Source organism: Leifsonia poae, from assembly GCF_050632195.1.
Taxonomy (GTDB): domain Bacteria; phylum Actinomycetota; class Actinomycetes; order Actinomycetales; family Microbacteriaceae; genus Leifsonia; species Leifsonia poae_C.
Genome location: NZ_CP192580.1, coordinates 369,731 through 394,241, shown reverse-complemented (window position 1 = coordinate 394,241; position 24,511 = coordinate 369,731). Strand labels below are relative to the sequence as shown.

Annotated in this window: 19 protein-coding genes and 3 pseudogenes; 4 read left to right on the top strand and 18 right to left on the bottom strand. The window is 67.3% G+C overall.

The features are described from left to right. Window positions 1–72 precede the first annotated feature (72 nt). Both ACQ86A_RS02165 and ACQ86A_RS02160 read right to left on the bottom strand, forming a co-directional pair. Complete coding sequence (locus ACQ86A_RS02165) at window positions 73–948, bottom strand: intradiol ring-cleavage dioxygenase (RefSeq protein ID WP_431278995.1); 876 nt, start codon at window positions 946–948, stop codon at window positions 73–75. Between the two features lie 110 nt (window positions 949–1,058). Then, entirely contained in the window at window positions 1,059–1,910 is an 852-nt protein-coding gene (locus tag ACQ86A_RS02160; protein ID WP_431278994.1) for a serine/threonine-protein kinase, read from the bottom strand. Window positions 1,911–2,011: 101 nt separating this feature from the next. On the opposite strand from ACQ86A_RS02160, the gene ACQ86A_RS02155 reads away from it, so the two are divergent. Both ACQ86A_RS02155 and ACQ86A_RS02150 read left to right on the top strand, forming a co-directional pair. Further along, window positions 2,012–2,851 (top strand): aldo/keto reductase, encoded by an 840-nt coding sequence (locus tag ACQ86A_RS02155; protein ID WP_431278993.1) that lies wholly within the window; start codon window positions 2,012–2,014, stop codon window positions 2,849–2,851. Window positions 2,852–2,974: 123 nt separating this feature from the next. Then, window positions 2,975–3,703 carry an alpha/beta fold hydrolase gene (locus tag ACQ86A_RS02150; RefSeq protein ID WP_431278992.1) on the top strand — a complete coding sequence of 243 codons (729 nt, stop codon included), beginning with the start codon at window positions 2,975–2,977 and terminating at the stop codon, window positions 3,701–3,703. 25 nt (window positions 3,704–3,728) lie between these two features. On the opposite strand, the gene ACQ86A_RS02145 is transcribed toward ACQ86A_RS02150, so the two are convergent. The 7 genes and pseudogenes from ACQ86A_RS02145 to ACQ86A_RS02115 all read right to left on the bottom strand — a co-directional run. Beyond that, entirely contained in the window at window positions 3,729–4,598 is an 870-nt protein-coding gene (locus ACQ86A_RS02145; RefSeq protein ID WP_431278991.1) for a LysR family transcriptional regulator, read from the bottom strand. 122 nt (window positions 4,599–4,720) lie between these two features. Continuing rightward, window positions 4,721–6,358: a fucose isomerase gene (locus tag ACQ86A_RS02140; RefSeq protein WP_431278990.1), complete on the bottom strand. Its 1,638-nt coding sequence runs from the start codon at window positions 6,356–6,358 to the stop codon at window positions 4,721–4,723. 29 nt (window positions 6,359–6,387) lie between these two features. Beyond that, window positions 6,388–7,920 (bottom strand): GH116 family glycosyl hydrolase, encoded by a 1,533-nt coding sequence (locus tag ACQ86A_RS02135; protein WP_431278989.1) that lies wholly within the window; start codon window positions 7,918–7,920, stop codon window positions 6,388–6,390. After that, window positions 7,857–8,908, bottom strand: a pseudogene (locus tag ACQ86A_RS02130) (GH116 family glycosyl-hydrolase). Before ACQ86A_RS02130 ends, ACQ86A_RS02135 begins: the two are co-directional and overlap by 64 nt. 179 nt (window positions 8,909–9,087) lie before the next feature. After that, window positions 9,088–10,596 carry an FGGY-family carbohydrate kinase gene (locus ACQ86A_RS02125; RefSeq protein WP_431278988.1) on the bottom strand — a complete coding sequence of 503 codons (1,509 nt, stop codon included), beginning with the start codon at window positions 10,594–10,596 and terminating at the stop codon, window positions 9,088–9,090. 78 nt (window positions 10,597–10,674) lie between these two features. Then, complete coding sequence (locus ACQ86A_RS02120; protein WP_431280509.1) at window positions 10,675–11,070, bottom strand: substrate-binding domain-containing protein; 396 nt, start codon at window positions 11,068–11,070, stop codon at window positions 10,675–10,677. Continuing rightward, window positions 11,004–11,654, bottom strand: a pseudogene (locus ACQ86A_RS02115) (LacI family DNA-binding transcriptional regulator); the annotation flags it as partial. The gene ACQ86A_RS02120 and the pseudogene ACQ86A_RS02115, both read right to left, overlap by 67 nt. A gap of 157 nt (window positions 11,655–11,811) precedes the next feature. Between ACQ86A_RS02115 and ACQ86A_RS02110 the strand changes: the two are divergent. Continuing rightward, window positions 11,812–12,960: a glycoside hydrolase family 172 protein gene (locus ACQ86A_RS02110; RefSeq protein WP_431278987.1), complete on the top strand. Its 1,149-nt coding sequence runs from the start codon at window positions 11,812–11,814 to the stop codon at window positions 12,958–12,960. 38 nt (window positions 12,961–12,998) lie between these two features. Here ACQ86A_RS02110 and ACQ86A_RS02105 read toward each other — a convergent pair whose 3' ends face one another. The 6 genes and pseudogenes from ACQ86A_RS02105 to ACQ86A_RS02080 form a co-directional block, all read right to left on the bottom strand. Beyond that, entirely contained in the window at window positions 12,999–13,613 is a 615-nt protein-coding gene (locus ACQ86A_RS02105; RefSeq protein WP_431278986.1) for a dihydrofolate reductase family protein, read from the bottom strand. Between the two features lie 261 nt (window positions 13,614–13,874). After that, window positions 13,875–15,331 (bottom strand): annotated as a pseudogene (locus ACQ86A_RS02100) (mannitol dehydrogenase family protein). Next, window positions 15,328–16,149 (bottom strand): carbohydrate ABC transporter permease, encoded by an 822-nt coding sequence (locus ACQ86A_RS02095; protein ID WP_431278985.1) that lies wholly within the window; start codon window positions 16,147–16,149, stop codon window positions 15,328–15,330. The pseudogene ACQ86A_RS02100 and the gene ACQ86A_RS02095 overlap by 4 nt, the downstream one beginning before the upstream one ends. Window positions 16,150–16,165: 16 nt before the next feature. Then, window positions 16,166–17,167 carry a carbohydrate ABC transporter permease gene (locus ACQ86A_RS02090; protein WP_431278984.1) on the bottom strand — a complete coding sequence of 334 codons (1,002 nt, stop codon included), beginning with the start codon at window positions 17,165–17,167 and terminating at the stop codon, window positions 16,166–16,168. Window positions 17,168–17,237: 70 nt separating this feature from the next. Next, entirely contained in the window at window positions 17,238–18,578 is a 1,341-nt protein-coding gene (locus ACQ86A_RS02085; RefSeq protein WP_431278983.1) for an extracellular solute-binding protein, read from the bottom strand. Between the two features lie 48 nt (window positions 18,579–18,626). After that, on the bottom strand, window positions 18,627–19,775 hold the full coding sequence (locus ACQ86A_RS02080; RefSeq protein ID WP_431278982.1) for a DUF4185 domain-containing protein: 1,149 nt from the start codon (window positions 19,773–19,775) through the stop codon (window positions 18,627–18,629). Between the two features lie 193 nt (window positions 19,776–19,968). Here ACQ86A_RS02080 and ACQ86A_RS02075 point away from each other — a divergent pair, with 193 nt between their 5' ends. Beyond that, the gene (locus tag ACQ86A_RS02075) at window positions 19,969–20,946 is read left to right on the top strand and encodes a hypothetical protein (RefSeq protein WP_431278981.1); all 978 of its coding nucleotides are present in this window, start codon (window positions 19,969–19,971) and stop codon (window positions 20,944–20,946) included. Window positions 20,947–20,988: 42 nt separating this feature from the next. On the opposite strand, the gene add is transcribed toward ACQ86A_RS02075, so the two are convergent. Genes add through ACQ86A_RS02060 form a run of 3 tightly spaced genes read right to left on the bottom strand, consistent with a single transcriptional unit; the run spans window position 20,989 to window position 24,424 of the window. After that, window positions 20,989–21,984: an adenosine deaminase gene (gene add / locus ACQ86A_RS02070; RefSeq protein ID WP_431278980.1), complete on the bottom strand. Its 996-nt coding sequence runs from the start codon at window positions 21,982–21,984 to the stop codon at window positions 20,989–20,991. A 5-nt stretch (window positions 21,985–21,989) separates the two neighbouring features. Beyond that, on the bottom strand, window positions 21,990–22,973 hold the full coding sequence (locus ACQ86A_RS02065; protein ID WP_431278979.1) for a nucleoside hydrolase: 984 nt from the start codon (window positions 22,971–22,973) through the stop codon (window positions 21,990–21,992). A gap of 29 nt (window positions 22,974–23,002) precedes the next feature. Continuing rightward, on the bottom strand, window positions 23,003–24,424 hold the full coding sequence (locus ACQ86A_RS02060) for an MFS transporter (RefSeq protein WP_431278978.1): 1,422 nt from the start codon (window positions 24,422–24,424) through the stop codon (window positions 23,003–23,005). Window positions 24,425–24,511: the final 87 nt, after the last annotated feature.

Genomic DNA, 24,511 nt, shown 5'->3' with positions numbered 1-24,511 from the left:
CAATTTTGTGAAAACTCCTAACACAATCCTTACGGGCCGGGCCTGATGCCGGTCGGGACCGGGCGCTGGCGGTCACACCCCGATCGTCAGCGCCGCCGCGTAGCCGGACGCGACCGAGCCGGTCATCGTCGCGATCTGGTGGATCCCGCCGTCGTTGCCGAAGACCATGTCGCGCGCCAGGCTCGTGCGGGACAGGTTGGTGACGCTCTGCTCGTAGCCGTTCGTCGCATAGACCGCGTCGCACACCTCCTTCGGGAGGGCCAGCTGCGATGTCTTCACGATCGGGCCCGAGGCGATGGCGGTCGCGACGTCTCTGTAGACCTCGAAATGGATGTGCGGCCAGCGACCCGAGTAGCAGGCCGGGAAGATCGACGTGAACGTGACCGTGCCGGTGTCGTCGACCTGTTGCACGCCCCGAAGGTAGTTCTCGTTCTGCACGCCGTTCCCGTAGAGCGAGTACTCGCCGTCGCGGTCGCAGTGCCAGATGTAGACGGCTGCGCCAGCGAGGGCGGCTCCGGTCGACGCATCCCGAACCCCGAGGCGGACCGTCAGAGGGACGCCGGGCGCGGTCTTGGTCGACGAGCCGAAGCTGGAGCGGATGTCCCTGCGCACGATCCCCGAGTCGTCGAGCACGTTGACGCCGTTCGAGCCGTCGCCGGGGAACGGTCCGGCCGTCTCGTCGGGCACTTCCGAGACGGTTCCTGATGCGTCGGTCGAAGCCGAGCCGCTCGGTAACGGCGTCGAAGCGGCGGCCGATGAGCTCGGTCTCGCATCCCCGGGACTTGAACACGCGGCAAGCAACGTAGCGGTCGCGATGCCGCCGAAGATGCCGAGGACGCGTCGCCGGTCGATCAGCGTCCGGATGTCGTAGACGAGACCGCGGTCCTCCTCGTCGATGAGTTCGCCGTCCACATCCCGCCACCGCCGGTCGGTGTTCTTCTCGGTCATCGGAGTCTCCTTCTCCTAGCCAGAACCCCAGTGGAGCGGATCAACTTATGAGGCTGCTTTGCGCATCCTGTGCCGGGCCTCGACGGTCACCGGCCCAGCGCGTCGCCGAGTTACGAGGTCGCGGCGAAGATCTCGTCGCGGAACGCGAGCGCCAGGGCGGCCATCGTGGGGCGCGCATCCGGATCGCGAGCGGTCATCGCCGTCAGTAGCGGCGTCCACTGTCCGGGGAGGTCGGCGGGGATCGCCGGGTCGGCCGAGAGACGCGCCATCGCCGACTCGACCTGGCCACCGGGAAAGGCGATCGTGCGCGTGAAGCACTGCAGTAGCACCAGTCCGAGCGAGTACACGTCGGATGCCGTCGTGACCGGCAGCCGCGCCGCCTGCTCGGGGCTCAGGTAGGCCGCGGTGCCGGTAGTCTCCTGGCCGTGGTCGGCTGTGTCTTCAGAGGCATTGAGCGCGATGCCGAAGTCGGCGAGACGCGCCCGCGCACGGAATGTGGACGTGCCGTACTCGACGAGCATCACGTTCGACGGCTTGAGGTCGTGGTGGATGACGCCGCGGGCGTGCACGTACTCGAGGGCCTCGGCCAGGTCGAAGGCGATCTCGGCGATCTCCTCTGTCGTGAGCGCACGCTGATCGATGGTCGCCTGCAGATCCGTGCCCCGCACGAGCTCCATCACCAGGAACGGTCGCGGGTCGTCCGGCGTCGAGTAGTCGATGCCGGCGTCGATCAGCGAGACGATGCCGTGGTGACTCAGGCGCGCCAGCGCCGACAATTCGGTGTGGTGCTGGTCCATGTCGGCGGCGCCGCCCGCGCGGAAGAGCTTGAGGGCCACATCCCGATCGAGGGTCTCGTCGTGCGCCCGGAAGATCGACGCCATGCCGCCGCGTCCGATCAGCGTGTGCGGCCGGTAGCGGCCGAGCAGCAGGGGTGCGGCGGATTCCGGGATGGTCGTCGTCATGTGGCAGGCCTCCACGAAAAAGTCTAAGGAACACCGGCACCACCTGGCGAACCGGGCCCCGGGGCTTGACACGGCGAGCGCATCCGGCTGCTTATAGAGGAATGAACTCTGACACGAGAATCCCGCTGAACGACGGAAACTCCCTGCCTGCCATCGGCTTCGGAACGTACCCGCTACGTGGACGGGAGGGCACGGATGCCGTGCTGTCCGCGATCGACACCGGATACCGACTTCTCGACACGGCCGTGAACTACGGCAACGAGGATGCGGTGGGCCGCGCGGTCTCGGAGACCTCGGTGCCGCGTGAGGAGATCCAGATCACCACGAAGCTCCCCGGCCGCCACCACGGCTACGAGGAGACCATCGCCTCGTGCCACGCCTCCCTCGATGCGCTCGGCCTCGACTACCTCGACCTCTACCTCATCCACTGGCCGAACCCCAGCGTCGGCAAATGGATCGACACCTGGAAGGCGATGATCGAGCTGCGTGCGGACGGTCCGGTGCGCTCGATCGGCGTCTCCAACTTCACGATCGAGTTCCTCGAACGGCTCGAGGCGGAGACCGGGGTTCTTCCCGCGGTGAACCAGATCGAACTGCATCCCTTCTTCCCCCAGACCGAACTGCTCGAGTACCACCGCGAAAAGGGCATCGTGACGGAGGCGTGGAGCCCGCTCGGTAAGAACGCGCCCGTGCTCACGGCCGAGCCCATCACGCGGGCGGCGGAGGCACATGGTGTCACTCCGGGCCAGGTCGTGCTCCGGTGGCACACGCAGATCGGCTCGCTGCCCATCCCGAAGTCCGCCTCGCCGGAACGTCAGCGGGAGAACTTCGAGATCTTCGATTTCGAGCTCGACGGCGACGAGGTCGTCGCGATCACGGCGCTGGGCAAGCCCGACGGCCGCCTCTTCGGCGGCGACCCGAACACGCACGAGGAGATGTGAGCGCCCGTCGCCCGTGTTAACAGCGTGCGACAACCCTGGCGGGTCGTCCGATCGTCGCACTAGCTTTCGAGTGACCCGAGTCACTCTCGGGTCGCTATCCCGGCGCGAACGAAAGGGAACCACATGTCTGAGAAACCGACCATCGTGCTCGTCCACGGGGCGTGGGCCGACGGGTCCAGCTGGAACGCGGTCACGTCCAAGCTGCAGGAGCAGGGATTCACCGTCCAGGTTCCGCCGAACCTGCTGCGCGGGCTGGCGGCCGACGCGGCCTACATCTCGTCTTATCTTGCCCAGCGAACGAGCGGCCCGGTCGTTCTCGTGGGGCACTCGTACGGTGGCGCGGTGATCACTAATGCGGCGCTCGGCGGCGGCGACGTGAAGGCGCTCGTGTACGTCGACGCATTCATCCCCGACGAGTGCGACACCGTCGTGTCCCTTCTCGGCGGTTCCGGATCCGCGCTCGACGTTCCCGACCCGACGACCGTTCTCGACATCGCCGGCTACCCCGGAGCCCCCGAGGGTGACGCCGAGGCGTTCCTCAAGCCGTCGACGGTGCACGATGCGTTCGCTCAGGACCTGCCGGAAGCAGACCGGTGGTTGATCGTGGCGAGTCAGCGGCCTGCGGCCCTGGGCGCGAACGTCGCACCCTCGGGCGTTCCCGCTTGGAAGACGCTGCCCAGCTGGGCGGTGCTCGGCACCGACGACCGCACCATCCCGATCGGCATCCAGCGCACCATGGCGGAGCGCGCGGGCTCGACGATCACCGAGGTCGCCGCATCCCACGTCTCGATGGTGTCGCAGCCGCAGGTGACCATCGCTGCGATCCTCGCCGCGGTCGAAGCCGTGAGCTGAGCTGACTCAGCGCGGGGGCGTGGTCTCAGGACCACTCCTCCCGCACGAATCGCGCGAACTGGGCCGCCGCAGCGGACGTGCTCCGCGAGCGGTTCGTCGCCACCCCGATCACCCGGTTCGCCTCGTCGCTCAGCGGCACGAGCGTGATTCCGGCATCCTGCTCGGTGTCGGGCAGGAGCGCGACACCGATCCCGGCACGCACCAGCCCGCGCAGGGTCGACAGCTCGGTGACCTCCATCACGACCCGCGGAACGACACCGTGCATCGCGAAGTACGAGTCGGCGATGCCTCGCAGGCCGGATCCGGGCTTGAGCGCGACGAAGCCGAGCTCCTCCAGCTCGCTGACCGCGACCTCGCCCTGCGTGGCTGCGAGCGGATGCGCATCCGGAACCCCGAGGGCCAGCCGCTCGGAGGTCAGCGGTTGCCAGTCGATCTCCGGATCGCGCGGATCGGGGCTGAGGAAGGCGATGTCTGCCGCGCCACCGCGGATGGCTTCGAGAACGGTGTCTGCCGTTCCGCCGTTCAGCACGAACCGGATCGCCGGGAAGAGCGCGCGGTAGTCGCTGACCACCCGCGGGATCAGCCACGATCCGAACGACGTGACGTAGGCAATCGACACCGTCCCCGCCGACGGATCGCGCAGAGCGTCGATCCGCGCCCGAGCGGTCTCGAACTCCGTGAGGGCTCGGGATGCGTGGGTCAGCAGGATCTGCCCGTACCGGTTCAACTCCAGCCGGTTCTTCGAGCGGTCGAAGAGCTCCACACCCATCTCGGATTCGAGCCGCCCGATCGACCGTGACAGCGTCGACTGCGAGACGCCGAGAGCTTCGGCGGCATGCGCGACATGCCCGTCGGCGGCAAGCGCTAGAAAATGGGTGACCTCGTCGATCCGCACTCTGCCATCATGCCCGGTCGCGCTCGCGCTCGCGGCACTGAGTCGCGCCGAACGCAGCTTCCCGGGGGCTGGGAGGGTGCGTTCGACGCGACTCAGCGAGCGGCAGGGCCGGGACGCGCGCGTCAGATGTTGACGGTGCCGCAGAGGTGCACGGTGACGCCGAGCTCGCAGAAGAGGGCGGCCTTGGCGAGGAGGGCGCGATCGGCTGCGTCCGCGTCCGGAGCGTATGCCACCTGAGCGTGGTTCGCCTTGTGGCGGGCCATCAGCTGGTCGCGGCTGACGCCGTCGAGCACGGCGTGCATGATCGGCCACTGCGGGTCGGTCGCGTCGAGGCGGCGCCGGGTCTCCTCCGCGGGGAGCTCGACGACGTGTCCACGACCGAGGTCGACGTGCAGCACGCCGTCCATGATGAAGACGCGCGACCAGACGATCTCGCCCGGCTTCGAGACACCGCTCAGGGTTCCGCCGCCGAGAGGGAAGAACATCGGAGGCTGGCGCATGCTGTAGCTCTTGTCGTAGCCACCGTTGTGCGACGCGGGAACGGACCCGGAGATCTCGAAGACCCAGACGAACTCGCCGTCGTACTCCTCGCCCCAGCGGATGTCGTGCAGCGTGTTTGCGGGATCGAAGCCCATCGCGTTCCAGATGCGATTCGTGACCAGGGCGTCGACGGCCACACCTTCATCGACCTCGTTGAAATGAGGCAGCGCCTGACCCGCGTAGAGCTCGCGCGAGCCGTCGCGGCTGAATACCGGCGGGCGCTCGACGTTGTTGAGCAGACCCTCGGCGAGGTCGCTGGCGGGCACGGTGTCCTTCAGTCCTTGCTGGTACTGGATGCCCACCGCATCCAATCCGAAGTCGTCGCTGATGCGCAGGGCCGCGATGTACATCTTGAACTGGCTGAGCACCTGGGCCTCGGTCAGCTCGGTGGCTTCGTCGGAGCCGAAGTGGAAGGTGAAGCCGCGCTCGTCGAGCCAGCGCCGCACATCCTGAGCCTCGTCGTCGCCGACCTTCTTCATCTCGGCCACGAGCGCGCTCTGCGAGAGGCGCTCCTTGTAGATACCGAGCGGGTTGAGCAGCTCGTCGTCGATGATCGCGTTGTACATGCCCATGCAGCCCTCGTCGAAGACGCCGACGATGGCCTTCTCATCCGTCAGCTGCCTGGCGAGCGCCGCGCCGAGTGCGACCTCGGGAAGGGCCGGGTCGAGCCGCGGCAGGTCGCGCACGTGCGACTGGTCGTGCTCGATCTTGCCGGTGTCGAGCCAGGTGCGCAGGCCGTCGCGCGCCCAATCGTCCTTGAAGTCGGGGCTCCAGAGTGCGGAGTAGTCGACGCCGGCCTTGGTCATGCTGCCGGTCAGGTTGAGCAGGCCGACAAGTCCGGGGAAGTCGCCCGCCCAGTTGGCAACGACGAGGATCGGTCCCTGGTGCGTGCGTAGCCCTGCGAGCACGTGATGGCTGTACTGCCAGACCGCGTCGACCACCACCAACGGTGCCGTCGCGGGGATGTTCTTGAACACCTCGATGCCCACCCGCTGGCTGTCGATGAAGCCGTGCCCCTTCGCCGCATCGAAGGCGTGCCCGCGCTCGACGCTCCAGCCGAGGTCTCCGATCGCCGCCGCGAAGTCGGTCTCGAGCTGCTCCTGCGTCGGCCAGCATTTGATGTTCGCGCTGGGGCGCAGGTCGCCGCTCGCCACGGTGTAGACGGTGCGCGGCTGCGCCTCCGGCCGGGTGAGCGGCTGGGGCAGCGTGTAGGTGGTCATGGGTCATTCCTCCGGTGTGTGTTGATCGGTCAGACGGTGATGGCGAGTGCGAGGAGGTCGACCGACTCCCCGGCTCGCAAGTGGATGTCACGGGCGCCGAACGAGCCGGCCTCAGGATGCTCGAACGACACCTCGTCGAAGTCGAGCTCACCGCCGAGCAGCCGCAGGGCGACACCGTCGGCGTCGGCGATGAGTTCGCCCCAGCCGGTGCCCGTGGTGAAGACCGTGCGCAGGTCGTCGCCGCGGAACGCCTGCCGGTGCGGTGCGAAGGCCAGGCGGCCGGCTGAGGCGTCGTAGTCGACCCCGGTCAGCGCGAGTACGAGCCCCCAGCTGGCGAGGGAGCGGGCGTAATGGTTGCCGCACTCGACCTCGTTCCACGGGTTGCGACGGATGCCGTCGTGGCGGTCGCGCACAGCCCGTACGATCTCGAGGCCTTCCTCGGCGAGGCCCTCGTAGACCAGGTGGGTCGCTACCTGGTACTCGATTCCGGTCCAGACCTCATCCGAGTACACGAACGGGATGCGCGGGCGTCCGCCCCGCGGCCACGAGCAGAGCACGAGCCCGGCCTCGCCGTTCAGGGCGTACGTGCGCTGAACACTCGCGTGCCGGGTGAGGTCGTGGCGGAAGTTGTGCTCATGGATCGCCTTGACCGCGCTCCACGTGTGCTCGGGCGGCAGGATGTGCCCCAAGCCGGCCACGTGCGCGAGCAGCTGTCCGAAGACCTGGTCGCTCAAGCATCCTGTGCCGTACTGATAGCGGTGGGTGTCGACGTCGTCGAGGCGCTGCTCGTAGTACTCGCCGTTGAAGAGGAGGGCGTCCATCCGCTCGGCGCCGCGAGTGGCGGCATCCTGGAACCGTGCGGCCGTCTCGTGGTCGCCGACGCGTTCGGCGATTCGGGATGCGGCTGCGAGAGCCGCGAAGAACATCGAGTTCGCGAGCGAGTTGGCCCCGTAGAACTCGATGTCGTATGTGTTGTGCTGGCGGCTGTCGAGCACGCCGTCGCCGTCGGAGTCCCACTCGGCGAACGCGAACTCGACGGCGCGTTTCGCGGCCGGCCACAGCTCGGCGAGAAGCTCGTCGTCGCCGCTGAAGCGCCACTCGCGGTACAGACGCACGACAGCTCCGAGCTGGCCGTCGACCGCGGGATGGAAGTCCCACGGCTCGTTGCCGAAGACACTGTTGGCGCGAAAGTTCATTCGGCCGTCATCGCGGGTCTCGTGGAGGAACTCCGTGCGGCGCGCGCTCCGCTCCAGCTCGGGAAACAGGTGCGCGAGCGACTGGGCGTAGTTCCAGACGTGCGTGCACGTGCCTTCGCAGCTGCCGGAGTGGTCGAAGCTGCCCTCCCACGCGGCGAAGAGGCCGCCCTCGAGGCGGAAGCAGGTGGTGCTGCGAGCGGCGACGAGCGTCGACATGGTGGCGTCGACGACCTCAGCGGGCAGAGTGCCGTCGAACATCGTGGCGTGGAACGCCCTCGTCGCCGCCTCGAGCTCGGTGAGGTTCAGCGTGAGATGGCGGGCGGCCGCCCACGCGTCTTCGAAAGCGGTCGCGTAGTGGTTGCGCACGACCTCGTCGACATGGGTGTTATCGAGATTGATGTTGCCCTGCCACGCGCGGTGGCGGTTCGGGAAGTGCCAGGACAGCTGGAACTCGAAGTCGCGGGTCTCCCCGCTTCGAGCCGGTGCACGATGCCGAGCGACCCGACCCGCAGCTTCGTGAACCACTCCGGATACGGCGGCTCATCGATGCTGAACGCCGACTCGGGTTCGAGCAGGCCGTCGTCGCTCAGGTCATCCCAGAAGACCTGCACTCCGTCCTGCCAGAAACCGGAGAGCCACTGGGGTTTCACGGTGACCGACGGATCGGTCGTCGTGAGGGCGACGCTGCCTGCGCGCGGGTCGTGCGCATCCAGATCGCTGGCGAAGCGCAGCCCCCGCAGGTCGCCGTCATCGACGAACCCGACGGTCGGGTTGCCCGCGTACTCAGGGAAGTGGAACACGTTCCAACCGGTGATGCCGACCGGGTTGGCGAGGGATCCGACGATCGTCACATCTGCTGCCTCGGCTCCGGGGTTGGTGACGCTGTACCTCAGCACCGCCGCTGGGATGCCCGAGGCATCCGCATCCAGCGGCACGAGCGGGGTGAACGCGGTGAGGCCGACCGTGACCGGGAGATCGTCGTCGAAGAAGTCGATCGTGAGCAGGGGTATTCGCCGCGCATCCGGCTCTCCGCCAGCCGGGGAAGGCCTGCCAGGCGACCGGCGTCGTAGCCCTGGTCGCCCTCGTGCGGTCCGGCGAGACGGGACTCCAGGATGCGGGTCACCGCGCCCGCACTGGTGGCCGCACGGATGGCGAACCCCGAGAACGGCAGCGCGGCGCCCTTGTCGGGGCGGTTTGCCAGCTCCCAGTCCCGGAACTCGCCGCGTGAGCCGATGGAGACGTTCCCCGTGCCGATACCGCCGAGCGGGAAGGCGGCGACCGTCGCGTTGCCATCGAGGTCGCGGGCGGCAGGGAAGGACGCCGCGGCTGCGGTTGCGGTGGTGCTCGTCGCCATCGACGCTCCTCACGGTGCTGGTCACTGGTTTCTCATCGCACGGATGTGAAATCGGTTTCAAGTATGTCTGCGAAATCGAATCGATGCAAGCCTCAGATCACTGAAACCGTACGTCTGCAAGCCTCTGAAATCGATTCACCCGCGATGACGTCCGGGCGGCTAGATCACACGGCGCGGATTCAGACGGTGACGGATGCGCGGGCGCTGCGCTCCTGCAGCGCGGCCAGCGCATGCGCCACGGATGCGGTCGCCGGGTACAGCTCGCGGTACAGCGCATACAGCTCGTCGTACTGGCGGCTGATCTCGGGCCGCGGTTCGCGCACCTCGACCACCGGGTTCCACTCGGCGATGTCTGCCCGCCCCACGGCCGCAGCGGCCAGGAAGGCGGCGCCGAGGCTCGCACCGACGACCAGCGCCGGAATGGCCTGCGGCCGCCCGGTGACGTCGGAGACGATCTGCGTCCAGAGGGTGCCCTGCGCACCGCCGCCGACGGCGACGATCCGGTCGATACGCCCGCCGGCCTGCTCCATCACCTCGATGTTGTGGCGGACCCCGAAAGCCGTGGCCTCGAGGGCGGCGCGGTAGAGGTCGCCACGGGTGTGGCTGACGGTGAGGCCGGCGATCACGCCCCGGGCATCCGGATCGGGGATGGGGGTGCGCTCGCCCGCGAAGTACGGGAGCATGACCAGGCCGTTCGACCCTGGAGGCGAGGCCTCGGCATCGGCGATCAGCTCGGGATAACTGGGCGAGCCGAACAGGTCGCGCAGCCAGGCTGTGATCGCACCCGAAGTCGCCATGCCCCCGGCGAGGTTGTGGGTTCCGGGCAGCGCTCCGACGGTTCCCCAGAGGGTCGGCGACGTGACGGGTTCGGGCACGGTGTTCACGAGGAACATCGTGGTTCCGTACATCAGCATGAGGTCGCCGTCGCTCTGGGCGCCGACGCTCAGCGCCTCCGACCAGGCGTCGATCGTGCCGGCGATGACAGGGATGCCCGCAGGCAGACCCGTCTCGGCCGCGGCATCCGTCGTGACCGAGCCCACCACATCCCCCGGCCAGACCAGGGGCGGGAGTTCGAGATTCGGTGCGACGACCCGAGCCCAGGGCTCGTACCAGTTCTGCGCCGCCGCGTCGTGCATCGGCGTGCACTGGCTCGCCGAATGGTGGTCGAGATAGTAGGCGCCGGTGAGCCGGAAACCCAGCCAGGAGCTCGGCATGAAGAGGCGGCGTGCGAATGCCGCGACCTCGGGCTCGTTCTCGGCCAGCCAAGCCAGCTTGGGGCCGACGGCTTGGGTCGAGAGCGACGATCCGCAGCGCTCGCGAATGGCGTCGGCGCCGCCGAGTTCCGCCGTCAGGCGCTCGATCTGCGCAGTGGCACGCGTGTCGATGCCGTACAGGATCGCAGGCCGCAGCGGTGTGCCCGCGGCGTCGGTCACGAGCACGCACGGCCCCATGCCGCTGACGCCGACAGCAGTGACCTCGACGTCTCCGGATGCACTGAGCAGCTCGCGTACGATGCCCGCGAACTCGGTCCACCACACCCCCGCAGCCATCTCCACCTGACCCGGGAACGGGCGGTCGACACGGTGCTCACGGGTGGCGGTTGCGATGACGTCCCCGTCGGCCCCGACGAGCACGCCCTTGCTGCTCGAGGTCCCGATGTCGACGCCGACGACGGCGGCTCTGCTCATGGCATCACCCTCGCAGAAATCGATTTCATCGTCAAGGCCGGTAGGCAGCCGCCGGTGGGCAGCCGCGCCTGGGTCGGCTCAGCCCCGAGCGCCCGAACCGACCTCGTTGCGCAGCACGATCGTGCGGGCAGGCTGGTCGTCACCGTTGATGCGATCCAGCAGCAGCTTCGCCGCGGTCACGCCGAGGTGCCGCGCGGGGAGGTGGACGACCGTGATCTCCTGAGGCGCGAATCCGGCGAACGGCAGGTCACCGAAGACGGCCATGCCCACCGCGGGCGGAAGCGTGCCGCCCTCGGCCAGCACCTGCAGGGCACCCACGCTCATGAGGTTGTTCGTGATGAAGACCGCGTCGGGGGCTCGGGCAGCGCGAGCAGCTCGCGCATCGCATCCTGACCACCCGCCACGCGGTAGTCGGAGTACTTCAGGTAGTCGTCGGACGCGGGCAGCCCGGCCGCTTGAACGACCTCGCGCCAGCCGTCGGCCCGCTCCTGGGCCGTCTCGACATCGCTCGGACCGGTGATGCAGGCGATGCGCTTGTAGCCCTGTTCGAGCAGTTTCGTGGTGGCCGCGTGCCCGCCCGCGCGGTTGTCGACCATGACGGCGTCGATGTCGAACCCGTGCGGACCGCGGTCGACGGCGACGATCGGGCGGTGCCGCTCGACCAGCTTGCTCAGGTCGCTGTGGTCGCCCGCGGCCGCGAGGATCACACCGGCCATGTTGTCGCTGATCGCGATGTCGAGGTACTTGGCCTCCTTCTCGGCGTTCTCGTCGGTGTTGCAGAGGACGACCGAGTATCCGGCGGCCTGGGCGACGTCTTCGACGCCGCGGGCGAGGGAGGTGAAGAACGGGTTCTCGATGTCGGGGATGACCAGGGCGATCACTTCGGAGTGCTGGCGCCGCAGCGTGCGGGCCGTGCGGCTCGGCGTGAACGAAAGCTGTTCGGCGGCCTGGCGCACCAGCTTCGACTTCTCTGGCGAGACGTTCATCCCGTTGAAAACGCGTGAAACCGTCGCGGGCGAAACACCCGCCAGGGCGGCCACCTCATAGATCGTCGGCATCGATTCTCCGTTGCTCTCGCCGGGCGATTCGCCGGTGTCCGTACTGTAGCGCGTGCATCCCGCCGTCGGTTGACACCCGGCTCTGATCGACTCTACAGTGATGAAATCGATTGCACCAGGGCTCCCGGGATGACCGCGCCCGGCGCATCCATCGGCCATGCACAACGACGTACAGGAGAACCCCGTGACCAACGCCGACCTCAGCACGATCTCGCGCCTGCGCGCCGTGCAGACCCGGTCGATCAGCCCCGAGAACTTCGACGGATCCGTCGGCGGGGGCGGCCGCGCGACCGAGGGAACGGGGGCGGCGAGCGCGCGCGATCTCGGCCCCGGCTGGAAAATCTCCCCCAGCGTCGACATCGAGGCGGGCGAGACGTTCGACCTCGCCTCCATCGAGGGCGCCGGCAAGATCACGCACATCTGGATCACCACGCACAAGGACAACTGGCGCACGCTGCTGTTCCGCGCGTACTGGGACGGCGCCGAGGAGCCGGCCATCGAAGTGCCGTACGGCGACTTCTTCTGCAACGGCTGGGGCGAGTTCGCGCAGGTCAGCTCGCAGCCGATCGCCGCGAATCCCAACGGCGGCTTCAACTGCTACTGGCCGATGCCGTTCCGTGATGGCGCGCGCCTGACCATCGAGAACCTCTCGGTGGTGGATGTGCGCGTCTACTACCAGGTGACCTACGAGATCGGCGGAGACTACTCGGACGAGGCATACCTGCACGCCCAGTGGCGTCGCAGCAACCCGCTCGAGGAACTGAAGCCGCACACCATCCTGGAGGGAGTCGAGGGCGAGGGCCACTACGTCGGCACGTACATCGCCTGGGGCGTCAACAGCAACGGCTGGTGGGGCGAGGGCGAGATCAAGTTCTACCTCGACGACGACGACGAGTACCCGACCATCTGCGGAACGGGCACCGAGGACTACTTCGGCGGCGCTTGGAACTTCGACATCCCGGGCCAGGGATACACGGCCTTCACGACCCCGTACCTCGGCATGCCGCAGGTCATCCGACCCGACGGGCTGTACGTCAGCCAGCAGCGGTTCGGGATGTACCGCTGGCACCTGCTCGACCCCATCCACTTCTCGGAGCGGATGCGCGTCGACATCCAGGCGCTCGGCTGGCGTTCGGGCTGGCGGTACCTGCCGCTGCGCGACGACATCGCATCCACCGCGCTGTTCTACCTCGACCGCCCCACGGCACGCCGACCGAAGACGCCGAGCGTCGACGACCTGGAGGTTCACCTAGGCCGCGAGGCCGTCCCCGACATCGGCGCCCAGCCGCCGCGCGATCCGGCCTGATCGGCTGTGATCGAAGACCGCGACGGCGACCGTGGGGTTCAGACGAGGTCGTAGGTGAGGTGGGTCGCCGTCGGTGTGACGATCACGGTGCGCTGCACGAACGTGCGCGGCGATCCTCCGGTGAAGAGCGGGGTGCCGGATCCCAAAACCATGGGCGAGAGGTGCAACGACAGCATGTCGACCAGACCGGCCATCACCGCCGACCCCACGAGTTCGCCGCCGCCCATGAGCACCACGTCGAGGTCTGCGCCGCGTGCCGCCGACACCTCTTCCGCTCGTCTGCGCGCGACGGCGATCGCATCCTGAAGTCCGGTCGTGACGAACGTCCAGTCGAGGTTGGTGAGTCGCACCGACTCGGGCTCCGAGCTCGTCACCACGATGAACGGAGGTTTGCCGACCTCGGCGGCTCCGTAGCCGATGTCGTCGCTCCAGCCCTCAGGTCCCTCGACCACGTCGAACAGGTTGCGGCCCATGATGACCGCGCCCGAGCGTGCCGTCCCGTCGCTCAACAGCTGCCGGTTCACCGGATCGTCGTCGAACACCCAGGTGTGAAGGGGTTCTCCTCCGTCGCCGAGCCCGTTCGTGGGTCCGGCGTTCGGGCCGGTCACGAACCCATCCAGCGAGACTGTGATGTCTGCGATGACTCGCGTCATGACACGCCCTTCTTTCAACCATTGCGTTTATCAACAACTTGATTGAATACAAAGATACGCCGCTCCCCGGCAGGCGTCAACCGTCGCGTTTCCGCTGGTCGTTTGCCACTACCTGTCGCTCTCAGCGCGTGAGTGCGACAGGTAGTGGCAAATAGGGCTCAGGATGCGGGACGCAGGCGCGCAGGGACGCGTTGGGCAGGTCGGCGACACGCGTTGGGCAGTCGCGCGAGGCGTCAGGCGCCTGGCGTCAGGCGGCGGGCCTCAGGCGGCGGGCGCGGGGCCGACGAGCGACGCCAGCGTCGCCTGCGCGCCCGTACGCAGCAGCGACTCGAGCACCGCGGTGTACTCGGCGACGAACCGTTCGTCGTCGATGAGGTCGCCGAACAGCGAGCGGTCCGTCAGGAACGCGGTGGGCTCATCCCGTTGCCGCGCGGCGTTCCCCATGACCGCGTCTCGCACCCGGTCGACGACGTCGAACGTCTCGCCGTTCTCCCCGTCCCTTCGGCATAGCGCGCCCAGCTCGCGACGACCGCCGCCGAGAGGCGCACGGGCCCGCCCACGGCGAGCTCTTCACGCAAGACGGGCAGCAGCCATTTCGGGATGCGGTCCGACGACTCCGCGCACAGCCTCGCCAACGTGTCGAGCACGTACTCGTTGGAGAAGCGTTCGATCAGTGTCCGCTTGTACTCGTCGAGATCGACCCCGGGAACGGGACGTAGCGTCGGCGTCGCCTCCTCGTCCATGTATCGCAGCAGGAACTCCGCGATCAGCGGATCGCGGGCTGCCTCATGCGCATACGTATACCCGCTCAGACGGCCGAAGTAGCACATCCCCTGGTGGCTGGCGTTGAGCAGGCGCAGCTTCATCAGCTCGTACGGCTCGACGTCGTCGACGAGCTGCACGCCCGCTTCGTCGTACGGCGGGCGGCCGAGCGGGAACGCATCCTCGAGCACCCACTGGAAGAACGGCTCGGCGACGACCGGCCACGCGTCCTCGACGCCGAACTCGGCCGCGATCTCGCTGCGGTCCTGGTCGGTCGTGACGGGCGTGATCCGGTCGACCATCGAGTTGGGGAACGAGACGTTCGACGCGATCCAGGCGCCGAGCTCCGCATCCTTCAGCCGCGCGAACTCGGTGAACACCCGCTGAGCGACGTGCCCGTTGCCCTGGATGTTGTCGCACGACATCACGGTGAAAGGCGGCACTCCGCGATCCCGCCGACGCCGTAGCGCCTCGGTGACGAGGCCGAACACGGTGCGCGGCACAGCATCCTGAGCGAGGTCGTCGACGACAGCGGGGTTCTGGGCGTCGAACTCGCCGGTCACCTGATTGATGTTGTATCCACCCTCGGTGATCGTCAGTGAGACGATGCGCACCCCGGGGTCGGCCATCCGTTCGATGGCTGCCTCCGGGTCGTCAGGCGCGTAGAGGTAGTCGACGATCGAGCCGATCTGCCGGGCTTCGCGGGTGCCGTCCGGGTGCTTGAGCACGAGCGTGTACAGGCCATCCTGCGCCTTCATCACGTCGCGCATCCGCTGGTCGACGGGGAGCACGCCGATGCCGCAGATCGCCCAATCGCGGGCGACTCCGTGGTTCATCAGGGTGTCGAGCACCATCGCCTGGTGCGCGCGATGGAAGCCCCCGACACCGAAATGCACGATGCCCACTTTGAGCGCCGACCGGTCGTACGACGGGCGGGCGACGGATGCTGTACTCATTTGATCCCCGAGATCCTCACGCCGTTGACGATATACCGCTGGAAGATCAGCAGCAGTGCGATGGTGGGCAACGCGGCCAGCGTCGAGCCGGCCATCAGCAGACCCCAGTCGTTGCCGCGGTCGGAACGGAAGTTGCCGAGGAACTGCATGATCTGGGTGAGGTTCGGGTCGGTGATCGTCAGGATCGGCCAGACGTACGCGTTCCAGTACGCGAGATACGATGCGATCCCCATCACCACGAACGGAGCGGCCGACTGCGGGAGGAACACGCGCAGGAAGATCTGCCAGCGCGAGGCTCCGTCGATGAGTGCAGCCTCTTCCACGGCGACCGGGAAGCCCAGGTAGAACTGCCGGATGAAGAACATCTGGGCGGCGGATGCGACGCCCGGGATGATCAGCACGGCCAGCGTGTTCAGCATCCCGAGAGCGGAGACCACCATGAAGGAGGTGAGCAGGATGGCCATCATCGGGATGAACATCGGCATGATGCAGTACACCCACCAGAACTTCTTGCCCTTGAAGTCGAGGCGGGCGAAGGCGTAGGCGGCGAGGGAGTTGATCGCGAGGCTGAGCGCCGTGAAGATCAGCGCTCCGACGAACGTGATGACCATCGCTCGGGAGAACTCCGGGTCCTGCAGAATCTTCACGTAGTTGTCGAACCGCCAGACCTCCGGGAAGAACTGGAACGGGGACTTCAGTACTTCGGTCTTGCCCTTGAAACCGGCGATCGCCATCCAGGCGAGGGGGAACATCACGCTCACGCTGATCAGCACGATCAGCACGGCCGTCAGCACCCGCTGGGGAGCAGTCTTCTTCATCTGTGTTTCTCTCTTGCTATCCGTCGACGGCTTTGTCGGAGTTGATGAGCCTGAACACCAGGATCGAGATGGCGCCGAGCACCACGAACAGCAGCAGGGCCGCGGTCAGGGAGAAGCTGGTCGCGTACGGCGTGAGGTCCCGGAAGCTGTTGAAGATGTACAGGTTCGGTGTCGTCGTGGCATCGACCGGCCCGCCGCCGGTCATGATGAGTGGCAGGTCGAGCATCTGGATCGCGAGAGTGAATCCCGTGACGATCAGGTAGAGGAACACGTTCTTCAGCAGAGGGATCGTGATGTACCAAGTGCGCTGGAAGAACTTGGCGCCGTCGAGCTGGGCCGATTCGTAGTAGCTCTCGGGGATGTCGAGCAGACCGGCCAACAGGATGAGCGTGGTGATGCCGAATCCGAGCCAGATGCCCGGGATGGCGATGGCGGGAAGAGCCGTCGCCGGGTCGTTGAGCCAGGCCACCGGGCCGGCGTTGATCAGGCTGAGCAGCCAGTTGGCGACTCCCTGGTCCTGGTAGATGAAGACGAAGAGCACCGATGCCACGACCGTCGAGACGACGGCGGGCAGGTAGACCGTTGTCTTCATGAAGCTCGCGGCCTTCTTGCTCAGCGTCTTGATGAAGCTGGCCAGCAGCAGGGCGAGGATCAGCCCGGTCGGCACGACGAGTACGGCGTAGTAGAGCCCGACGCCGATCGACTTCCAAAACTTCGGACTCACGAGCACGTACTGGTAGAACTGCAGGCCCACGAACTCGGGATCCTTGTAGAAGCTGATCTTGAACGTGCTCAGATACATCGAGTAGACGAGCGGCCAGATGACGAAGATCGTCAGCAGGATCACCATGGGGGCGATCATCAGATACGCCGTCTTGTTGTCGCGCAGGTGCTTGGCCACCGGCTGATCGGCTTCGCGCCGCTTGCGCCGGCGCTGTCCGAACTGAGGCTCGGGGGCGATCACCTCGGCTTCGGCCGGCGGCAGCTGCACCTCGCCGGCGGGGTTGAGAACAGACACAGGGGTCCCCTCGAATGGCTGGGCGGTGCCCGGGAACGACTGCGCGCTCCCGGGCACCGGGTGGATCGGTCTACTGCTTGGGCGCGGTTCCCGCGAGGGACTGCTTCTGGATGACGTCGTTGATGGCGTCGTCGGCCGTCTTCAGCGAGGAGGGTACATCAGCGCTGCCCTTCATCGCCGATTCGATCGCGGTGCCGAAGGCGAGCGAGATGTCCCAGGGGTAGCCGGGCTCCTGCTTGCCGTTCGGGACGACCTGGTCGGAGATGATCTTCATGAACGGGTCGTTCGACGCCTCGGGGGTGTCGGCGAGAGCCTCGTCGACCGAGGTGCGCACCGTGTACTTGGAGTATCCGCTGGTCTTGAAGAAGTCGGCCATGATGGCCGGGTCGCCTGCCAGCAGATAGCTGATGAAGTCGGCCGCCTGCTGCTTGGCCTTCGACTTGGCGTCGACCGTGAGCGTCCAGCCGCCGAGGGTGGCGGTCGTCTTGTTCGGCGATCCGTCCATCGACGGGAAGGGTGCGACGGCGGTCTTCGAGACCATGTCGGGGAAGTCGTTCTTCAGCTGACCGACAGCCCACGAGCCGTCCGCCATCATCGCGACCTCACCCTGACCGTAAGGCGTGGCGTCCGCGTAGCCGACCTTCGGCTGCTGCGGCATGAGGCCGCCCTGGTAGAGGGCCTTGTAGAACTCGGCCAGCTTCTCGAAGCACGGTTTGGTCGCCTGCGCCTTGGACCAGTCAGCGTTGATCGGCAGCTCACCGCAGGCGCTGTACTGCAGACCCCAGCTCGACCAGCCGAGGTCGGCGGCGACGGATGCGATGGTCATGCCCTTGACGTCGCCCTGCGTCAGCTTCTTGGCCCACTCGAGCAGCTCGCTCCAGGTCTTCGGCGGGCTGGCCGGGTCGAGGCCGGCCGCCTGCGCGAGGTCGGTGCGGTAGTAGAGCACGGTCGACGGCTCGACGAGCATCGGATACGCATAGTGCTTGCCGCCGCTGGTCACGAAGCTCGCGACGTTCTCCTTGATGTCGCTGAACGCCGTCGCCGGCATCAGGTCGTCCAGCTGCGCGAACTGACCATTGACGACACCGGCGGCGATGTTGCCGTAGTTGGTGGTGGCGATGTCGGGCGACTTGCCCGCGGCCTGCGCGGCCTTCAGCTTCTGCGGCCAGGTGTCGGCGGGAACGACCTGGTAGTCGATCTTCACCTTGTCCTGCGACGCGTTGTACTTGTCCACGTACTTCTTGAACCACGCCTGCTGGTAGTCCTCGAACTTCTGCTGCCAGAACGTGACGACGGTCTTGCCGTTCTCGGTCTTGGCCCCGCCGCCCGCGCCGGAGCACCCGGCGAGGACGATGCCCGCCGCGACAGTGGCCGCGACTGCGAGCAGCAGTTTGCTGCGCCTCTTGTGCATGTGTTCCTCCTCTTGATGCGGCTCGTCATCGAGCCGACGTGTGTGTGGCTAGTCCTGCTTGACCAGGTCTGCCTTGTACCAATAGACGTTGTACGGATCCCAGACCGACAGCGTGAAGTAGATCGTTCGGCCGCCGTTCGCCGTGAACTGGGGAGCCATGTACGGCGAATACAGCCCGGGGACATCGGACGCGGAGACCAGCGTGTGCGACTCGCCCCATGGCCCCCACGGCGTCGCGCTCTCGCGGATTGCCGTGCCGTCGCCGCCGCCGTCGGTGTAGGTCATGATCCAGCGGGAGAGGTAGTCGTTCCACACCACCGAGAGTTCGCCGACCGTGTCGTCGACGATGGTCTTCGCCGCGCTCATGTCGGAGCTCCACTGGGGCTTGCCGTCGGATGCGGTACCGCTGAAATAGCGGTACGCATCCTTCTGCTCCACATCCTTCTCCGGCACCTTCATGAGTTGCACCCCGCCGAAACGCCCGTGGGTGACGCCCCAGAAGTACAGGTCGCCGTCGACGTTCGTGACGCTCACCTGCACGAAGTTGCTGTCGCCCGGCCACTTGGGCTCGTCGAGCTTGGTCCAGTTCTGGCCGCCGTCGGTCGACTTGGCGAAGCCGGCATCGTTGGTCTCCCACTCGCCCGGCTCGCCCCAGTGCTTGACCGACATGTACGCGAGATACATGGCCCCGTTCGCCTCGAATCCGTAGGTCGGGATCGTGGTCATCTCGGTGCCGTCGACCTTCTTCGACTCAATGAGCTCCTTCGCCCAGCCGAGGTCGTCGGCGATGTAGCCGTCGAAGGTGATGCCGTCGGAGGGGTCGGTGTCCGTCGAATACGCGAGGGTGTTCGAGCGCCACTCGGTTCCGCCGCCGCCGGTGAGGCCGTCTTCGCGTTGTCCGAAGGTGTCGCCGAACACGAACCAGGTCTTGCCGCCCGACTGGAACATCGAACCGAGGTCCTGTCCGGCGATTTCGTAGCGACCGGTCTTGTTGAGAGAATCGTGCCCGGTGAGCTGGGCGACCCGCTCCACGTTCGTCACCCCCGACAGGATGAACGGCTTCTTCTCCGTGGTGAGCATCGCGGCGGCCGAGGTCGAGCATCCGGCGATTGCGACCGCAGTGAGAGCCGCGACTGCGGCGAACGCCACACCGCGGACGGCGGTGGTGCGACGGATGCGCGCTCGCGACGGCGTCATGCCCTTCCTCTCCCTTGAGTGCCAGTGGATATCAGTGAACCTTAAGAAATCGGTTTCGTCAAGAGCCAACGGTTGTGGCGATGAAGCGGCACTATCTTCAATGATTTGTTGCGAGAAACCGATTTCATATTTTCCGCGCAGCAACTACAGTGTCAGCACGACCTGATCCGCTCGACGACCAAGGATGTCCGCGATGAGCAGCACCGACACGACCCCAGAAACTCCCGCCTTCGCACGGCCAGAAACCGAGGGCCGCTGGCTGCGCCCGAGCCCGGACGCCCCGGCCGAACCGCGCTGGGGACATCCGGACGGCCTGCAGGTGGGGCTGCACCCCATCCCCGGACCCCGCGGCCTGCTACGCATCTTCACGCCGTACCTCGGGCACTCGCGCGACCGGCTGGTGAACTTCGTCGCGATCGAGCCGATCCCGGCGGGCGCGACCGAGCGGGGATACTCCGAGCTCGAGCCGAGCAGCCTCGATCCCGGCGAGCGCGGAAAGCGGTTCTGGAGCGCGGATACGCTGGACGACACCGCGCCGCGCGACCCGTCGCATCCCGCCCGCGGAGTCGTCGAGACCGTCGACGGCGTGGAGCACCTGCGCGTCTTCGTGCTGTCGGAGCGCTTCGACAACGGCACATCGGTCGCCGTGCGCCTGTCTTTCCGTGCGGACCGCCCGCACGAGGTGGGCCTGGCCTCCTTCGCCCTGCCAGGCTCGGTCGACCTCGACTTCTGTGTGCTCTCGGCGACGATGGGCAATTTCGCCCGCCTGCGCCGGCTGCAGCTCGCGGGACGCGTCGCGACGCCAGCCGAACTCTGGCCCGACTTCGGCGGGGTCCACTTCACGGAGCACGCCGCCTTTTCCCTCGACGAGCTGCCACGGAACGACGCCGGCGAAGTGGCGGTGTCTGCGACGACGGATGAGCCCGACCCGGTCGCGGCGGTCTACGCCGACGACGTCGCTGAGCACTGGAAGTACGTCGGCGAGCGCGCGACCCAGACCTGGATCGCCGCCGACCCCGACCCGCGTCTGCAGGTGCTCGTCAACGCCCGCGGCGCGTACTGGGCGAGCACGTCGACGATCCCGGGCGGCGCCTCGTTCGAGAACTTCGAGCTGAAGGAGCCATACCGCGAGGGGCGCGAGACGCGCTTCCGCATCGAGCCGGTCGGGTGACGGCGGTTCAGAGCCGATTCGCCGCGGTGCCGCCCGCTTTGGTCACCGCCTGAGCGATTCGCCTTCCGCATGCGCGAGGCGAACCGTCAGGTCGGCTCGATCGCTTTCCGTCATGAAGCCGGCACGGATGCTCGTGCGTGCCACCTCGGCGATCCCCGCGGCACCGAAGCCCAGACGATCCGAAAGAATGCGGGCTTCAGAGCTCAGCGGCGACAGGGTCTGACGCGGGTTGTCGTCGCCGAGCACGACGGCCACCCCGCTGTCGCGGAAGCGTGGCGCAGGATGCTCAGCGATCGCGCCGATCGCGCCCGTGTACCAGTTGGACGTCGGGCATACCTCGACGACGACTCCCCGGTCGGCGATCTGCTCGAGAGAATCCGGATCATCGACGATGTGGGCGCCATGGCCGATCCGGGTGACGCCGAAGAGCTCGACCGCCTCCACAGCGGCTGAGCCCGGTCCGGCTTCGGCGGCGTGGCACGTCAGGCCGAGCCCACCAGCCCGGGCGATCGCGAACGCGCTGGCGAAGGGAGCAAGCTCCGGGAAGCGCGCCTCGTCTCCAGCCAGATCGAATCCGACGACACCGCGACCTGCGAACGACACGGCCGCCCGAGCAACCGCGTCGTTCTGATCGGAGTCGTGAAGGCGAAGGGCCGCGACCACGACACCGGCGGCGATTCCCGCCGATTGGCGGCCCTGCTCGACGCCTTCGCAGACCGCGGCGATCACTGCGCTGAGGTCGAACCCGTCGCGGACGTGCGTCGCCGGACCGAAACGGAGCTCCAGGTAGGCCTGCCCGTCGGCCGCCGCGTCTTCGACCGCCTCCCGCGCGATCCTGATGAGGGCCTCGGGATGCGCGAAGAACGGATACGTCGACGACACCTTCTCGAGATACGACGTGAGAGTTGCGGGACCATCGAGCTCGACGGCGTCGGCCCAACCCTGTTCCGGATGCGGCAGTCCCAGCTGTTCAGCCAGCTCGGCCGCCGTGCCGGGGCGTACTCGGCCCTCCAAGTGGGTGTGCAGGTTCAGAAGCATTGCGGTCAGCCCGCTTCGACGAGTGCGGGCGCGAGCATCCGTTCGACCAGATGCTCGGCCAGCGGGCGATCGGTGCCGAGAACCACGCGTACGTGGGCTCCCGGCTGGTCGACCGGGCCGAGACGCTGCCCACGCAGATCGCAGATCGTCTGCCCTCGACCCGGCCCATTCGACGTGTCGACTACGACACCGACGGCCGGGGCGACAGTGGCTCGAACCCCGCCGACGGCGATGGCCGCCGCCAGCGGGTCGTGGAGCGCGCTGCTGCGCCGACCGTACAGGTCGACGTAGAAGTCGAAGTAGAAATCGAGCATCTCGCCAACCGCCCGCGCGAGCGGGGCATCGGCGTCGAGAAGGGCACGTCGGTCCTCCTCCTCCAATACGTTCTCCAGCGTGACGTCGAGTGGAACAAGCGTCACGGGCCAGTCCGCCTTGAGCAGCTCGGCGGCGGCCTCGGGATCGTTCCAGATGTTCGCTTCGGCAACAGGCGACACGTTGCCCGGTACGAGCGCGGCACCGCCCATCGTCGTGACGTCGGCCACCCGCGAGGGAAGGTCGGGGTCGAGGCGGAGCGCGAGCGCGATGTTCGTGACCGGCCCGACGGTGATGACCGACAACCGGCCCGCGTGCTCGTGTGCCAATCGCACCAGCAACCGGGCCGCATCCTCGGCGAGAGGCACGGCGACGGCGGGCGGGAGGTCGATGTTGCCGATGCCGTTCACGCCGTGCACGTGCGGCGCACCGCCGTCGAACGAACCCGCGAGCGGATCGTGCGCCCCGATCGCGACCGGGATGTCCTCCCGACCGGCCAGCGCCAGCAGACGCAGTGTGTTCTCAGCGGCCTGCGCCGAGCTCACATTGCCGCTGACCGTCCCGATGCCCACCACCTCGATCTCGGGAGAGGCGAGCAGGTATGCGAGGGCGACGGAGTCGTCGATGCCCGTATCGCAGTCGAAGTAGACGGGACGGGGCGAAGTGGGGATGGTCATAGGTTCTCCGGGATGGTGACGGTCGGCGGTCAAAGCTTCTGGCCCTTCCGCGGGGCGATGAACAGGCTAGCGAGCAAGGCCAGCACCGTGATGCCGACCGAGATCCAGAGGGCGGTCGAGTAGCCGCCGGCTGTGCCCTGAGCCGCGAACGGGGCGACGATTCCGATGCCGAGGCTCGCACCGATGCCGAAGGCTGCGCCGTTCAGCCCGGGGAGCGCGGCGGGCGCATCAGGCGGCGACAACAGCACGCCCAGGCCGTTGATGGTGGTGAGCACGAGACCGTTGTACGTGATGCCGAGGAGGGCGATCATCCCGAACACCACCCACTGGCTGTGCGGCAGGAGGCTGATCACGACGAGCGCGGCCGTGCTGGCGATAAGACCGACACGGAGGATGCGGATCCAGCCACGCCTGCCTGCCAGCCAGCCGGAGATGGGTGCCGCGAACACCCCGATCAGGGCTGCGGGCGCCAGGAAAAGCAACGCCGAGGTGGCTGCGTCGAGGCCATACCCCGAGTGGGAATCCTGGCTCAGCAGCACGACGGTGAAGTTGATGACCGCGAAGACGCCCGACAGAGTCAGGATGGTCGTGGCGATCACGGGCCAGACCTGACGGGACTTCAGGTGCTCGGTCGCGATGAGCGGGGTGGTCCGTCGCTTCTCGACGAACCAGAACGCGACGAACGCGACGATGGTGCCCACGAGATAGATCAGGGTGATCGGCGCCGACCATCCGGCGGACGATCCCTGCGAGACGAAGAACGTCACGCAGATGAGCGCGATCGAGAGCACAGCGGCGCCCCACCAGTCCATCCGCCCGCTGGAGACGGGACGGGATGTCTTCGGCACGACGAGGAACACGCAGAGCAGCGCGACGAGCCCGACGATGAAGATGACGACGAAGATCGAGCGGAAGCCGAACGCATCCGACAGGAGCCCGCCGACCCAGCCGTCGACACCGCCGACACCGCCATTGACGGCCGTGATGATGCCGAGCGTCGTTCCGAACACCTTGGCGCTCATCGACTCGCTGAGGATGACGTACGAGAGCTGGAATGCGGCGCTCGACGCACCCTGCAGCGCGCGGCCGATCAGGAGGATCGGCAGAGAGGGGGCGAAGATGCAGAGGATCGTCCCGACGGCGAGCAGCACGAGGACCACGATCAGTGCCTGCTTGCGGCCGATGAAGTCGCTCCAGCGCGAGAGCACGACGCCGCCGATCGCGCCGGCGAGGAAGAAGAGGCTCGACACCTGGGAGACCTGTCCGACGTTTTCATTGAGCTGTCGGGCGATGTCGGGCAGTGCCGGCGAGATCATGCTGGCGTTGAGCTGATAGGACAGCACACCGAGGATGAGGGTCGCGACGAGGCCAACGGCGCGTCCGCCTCGCAGAGGGGATGCCGTTGCGTTGACGGCGACCGCATTGTCGCTGTCGAGGGTGGGGGAACTCACGGGAGACTCCTTCGTCTGGGGGAGGGTTTCGTCTGGGTAGGGATCCGGATCGGAACCAGTGGGTACGATGTTATACCTCTTCGGTAT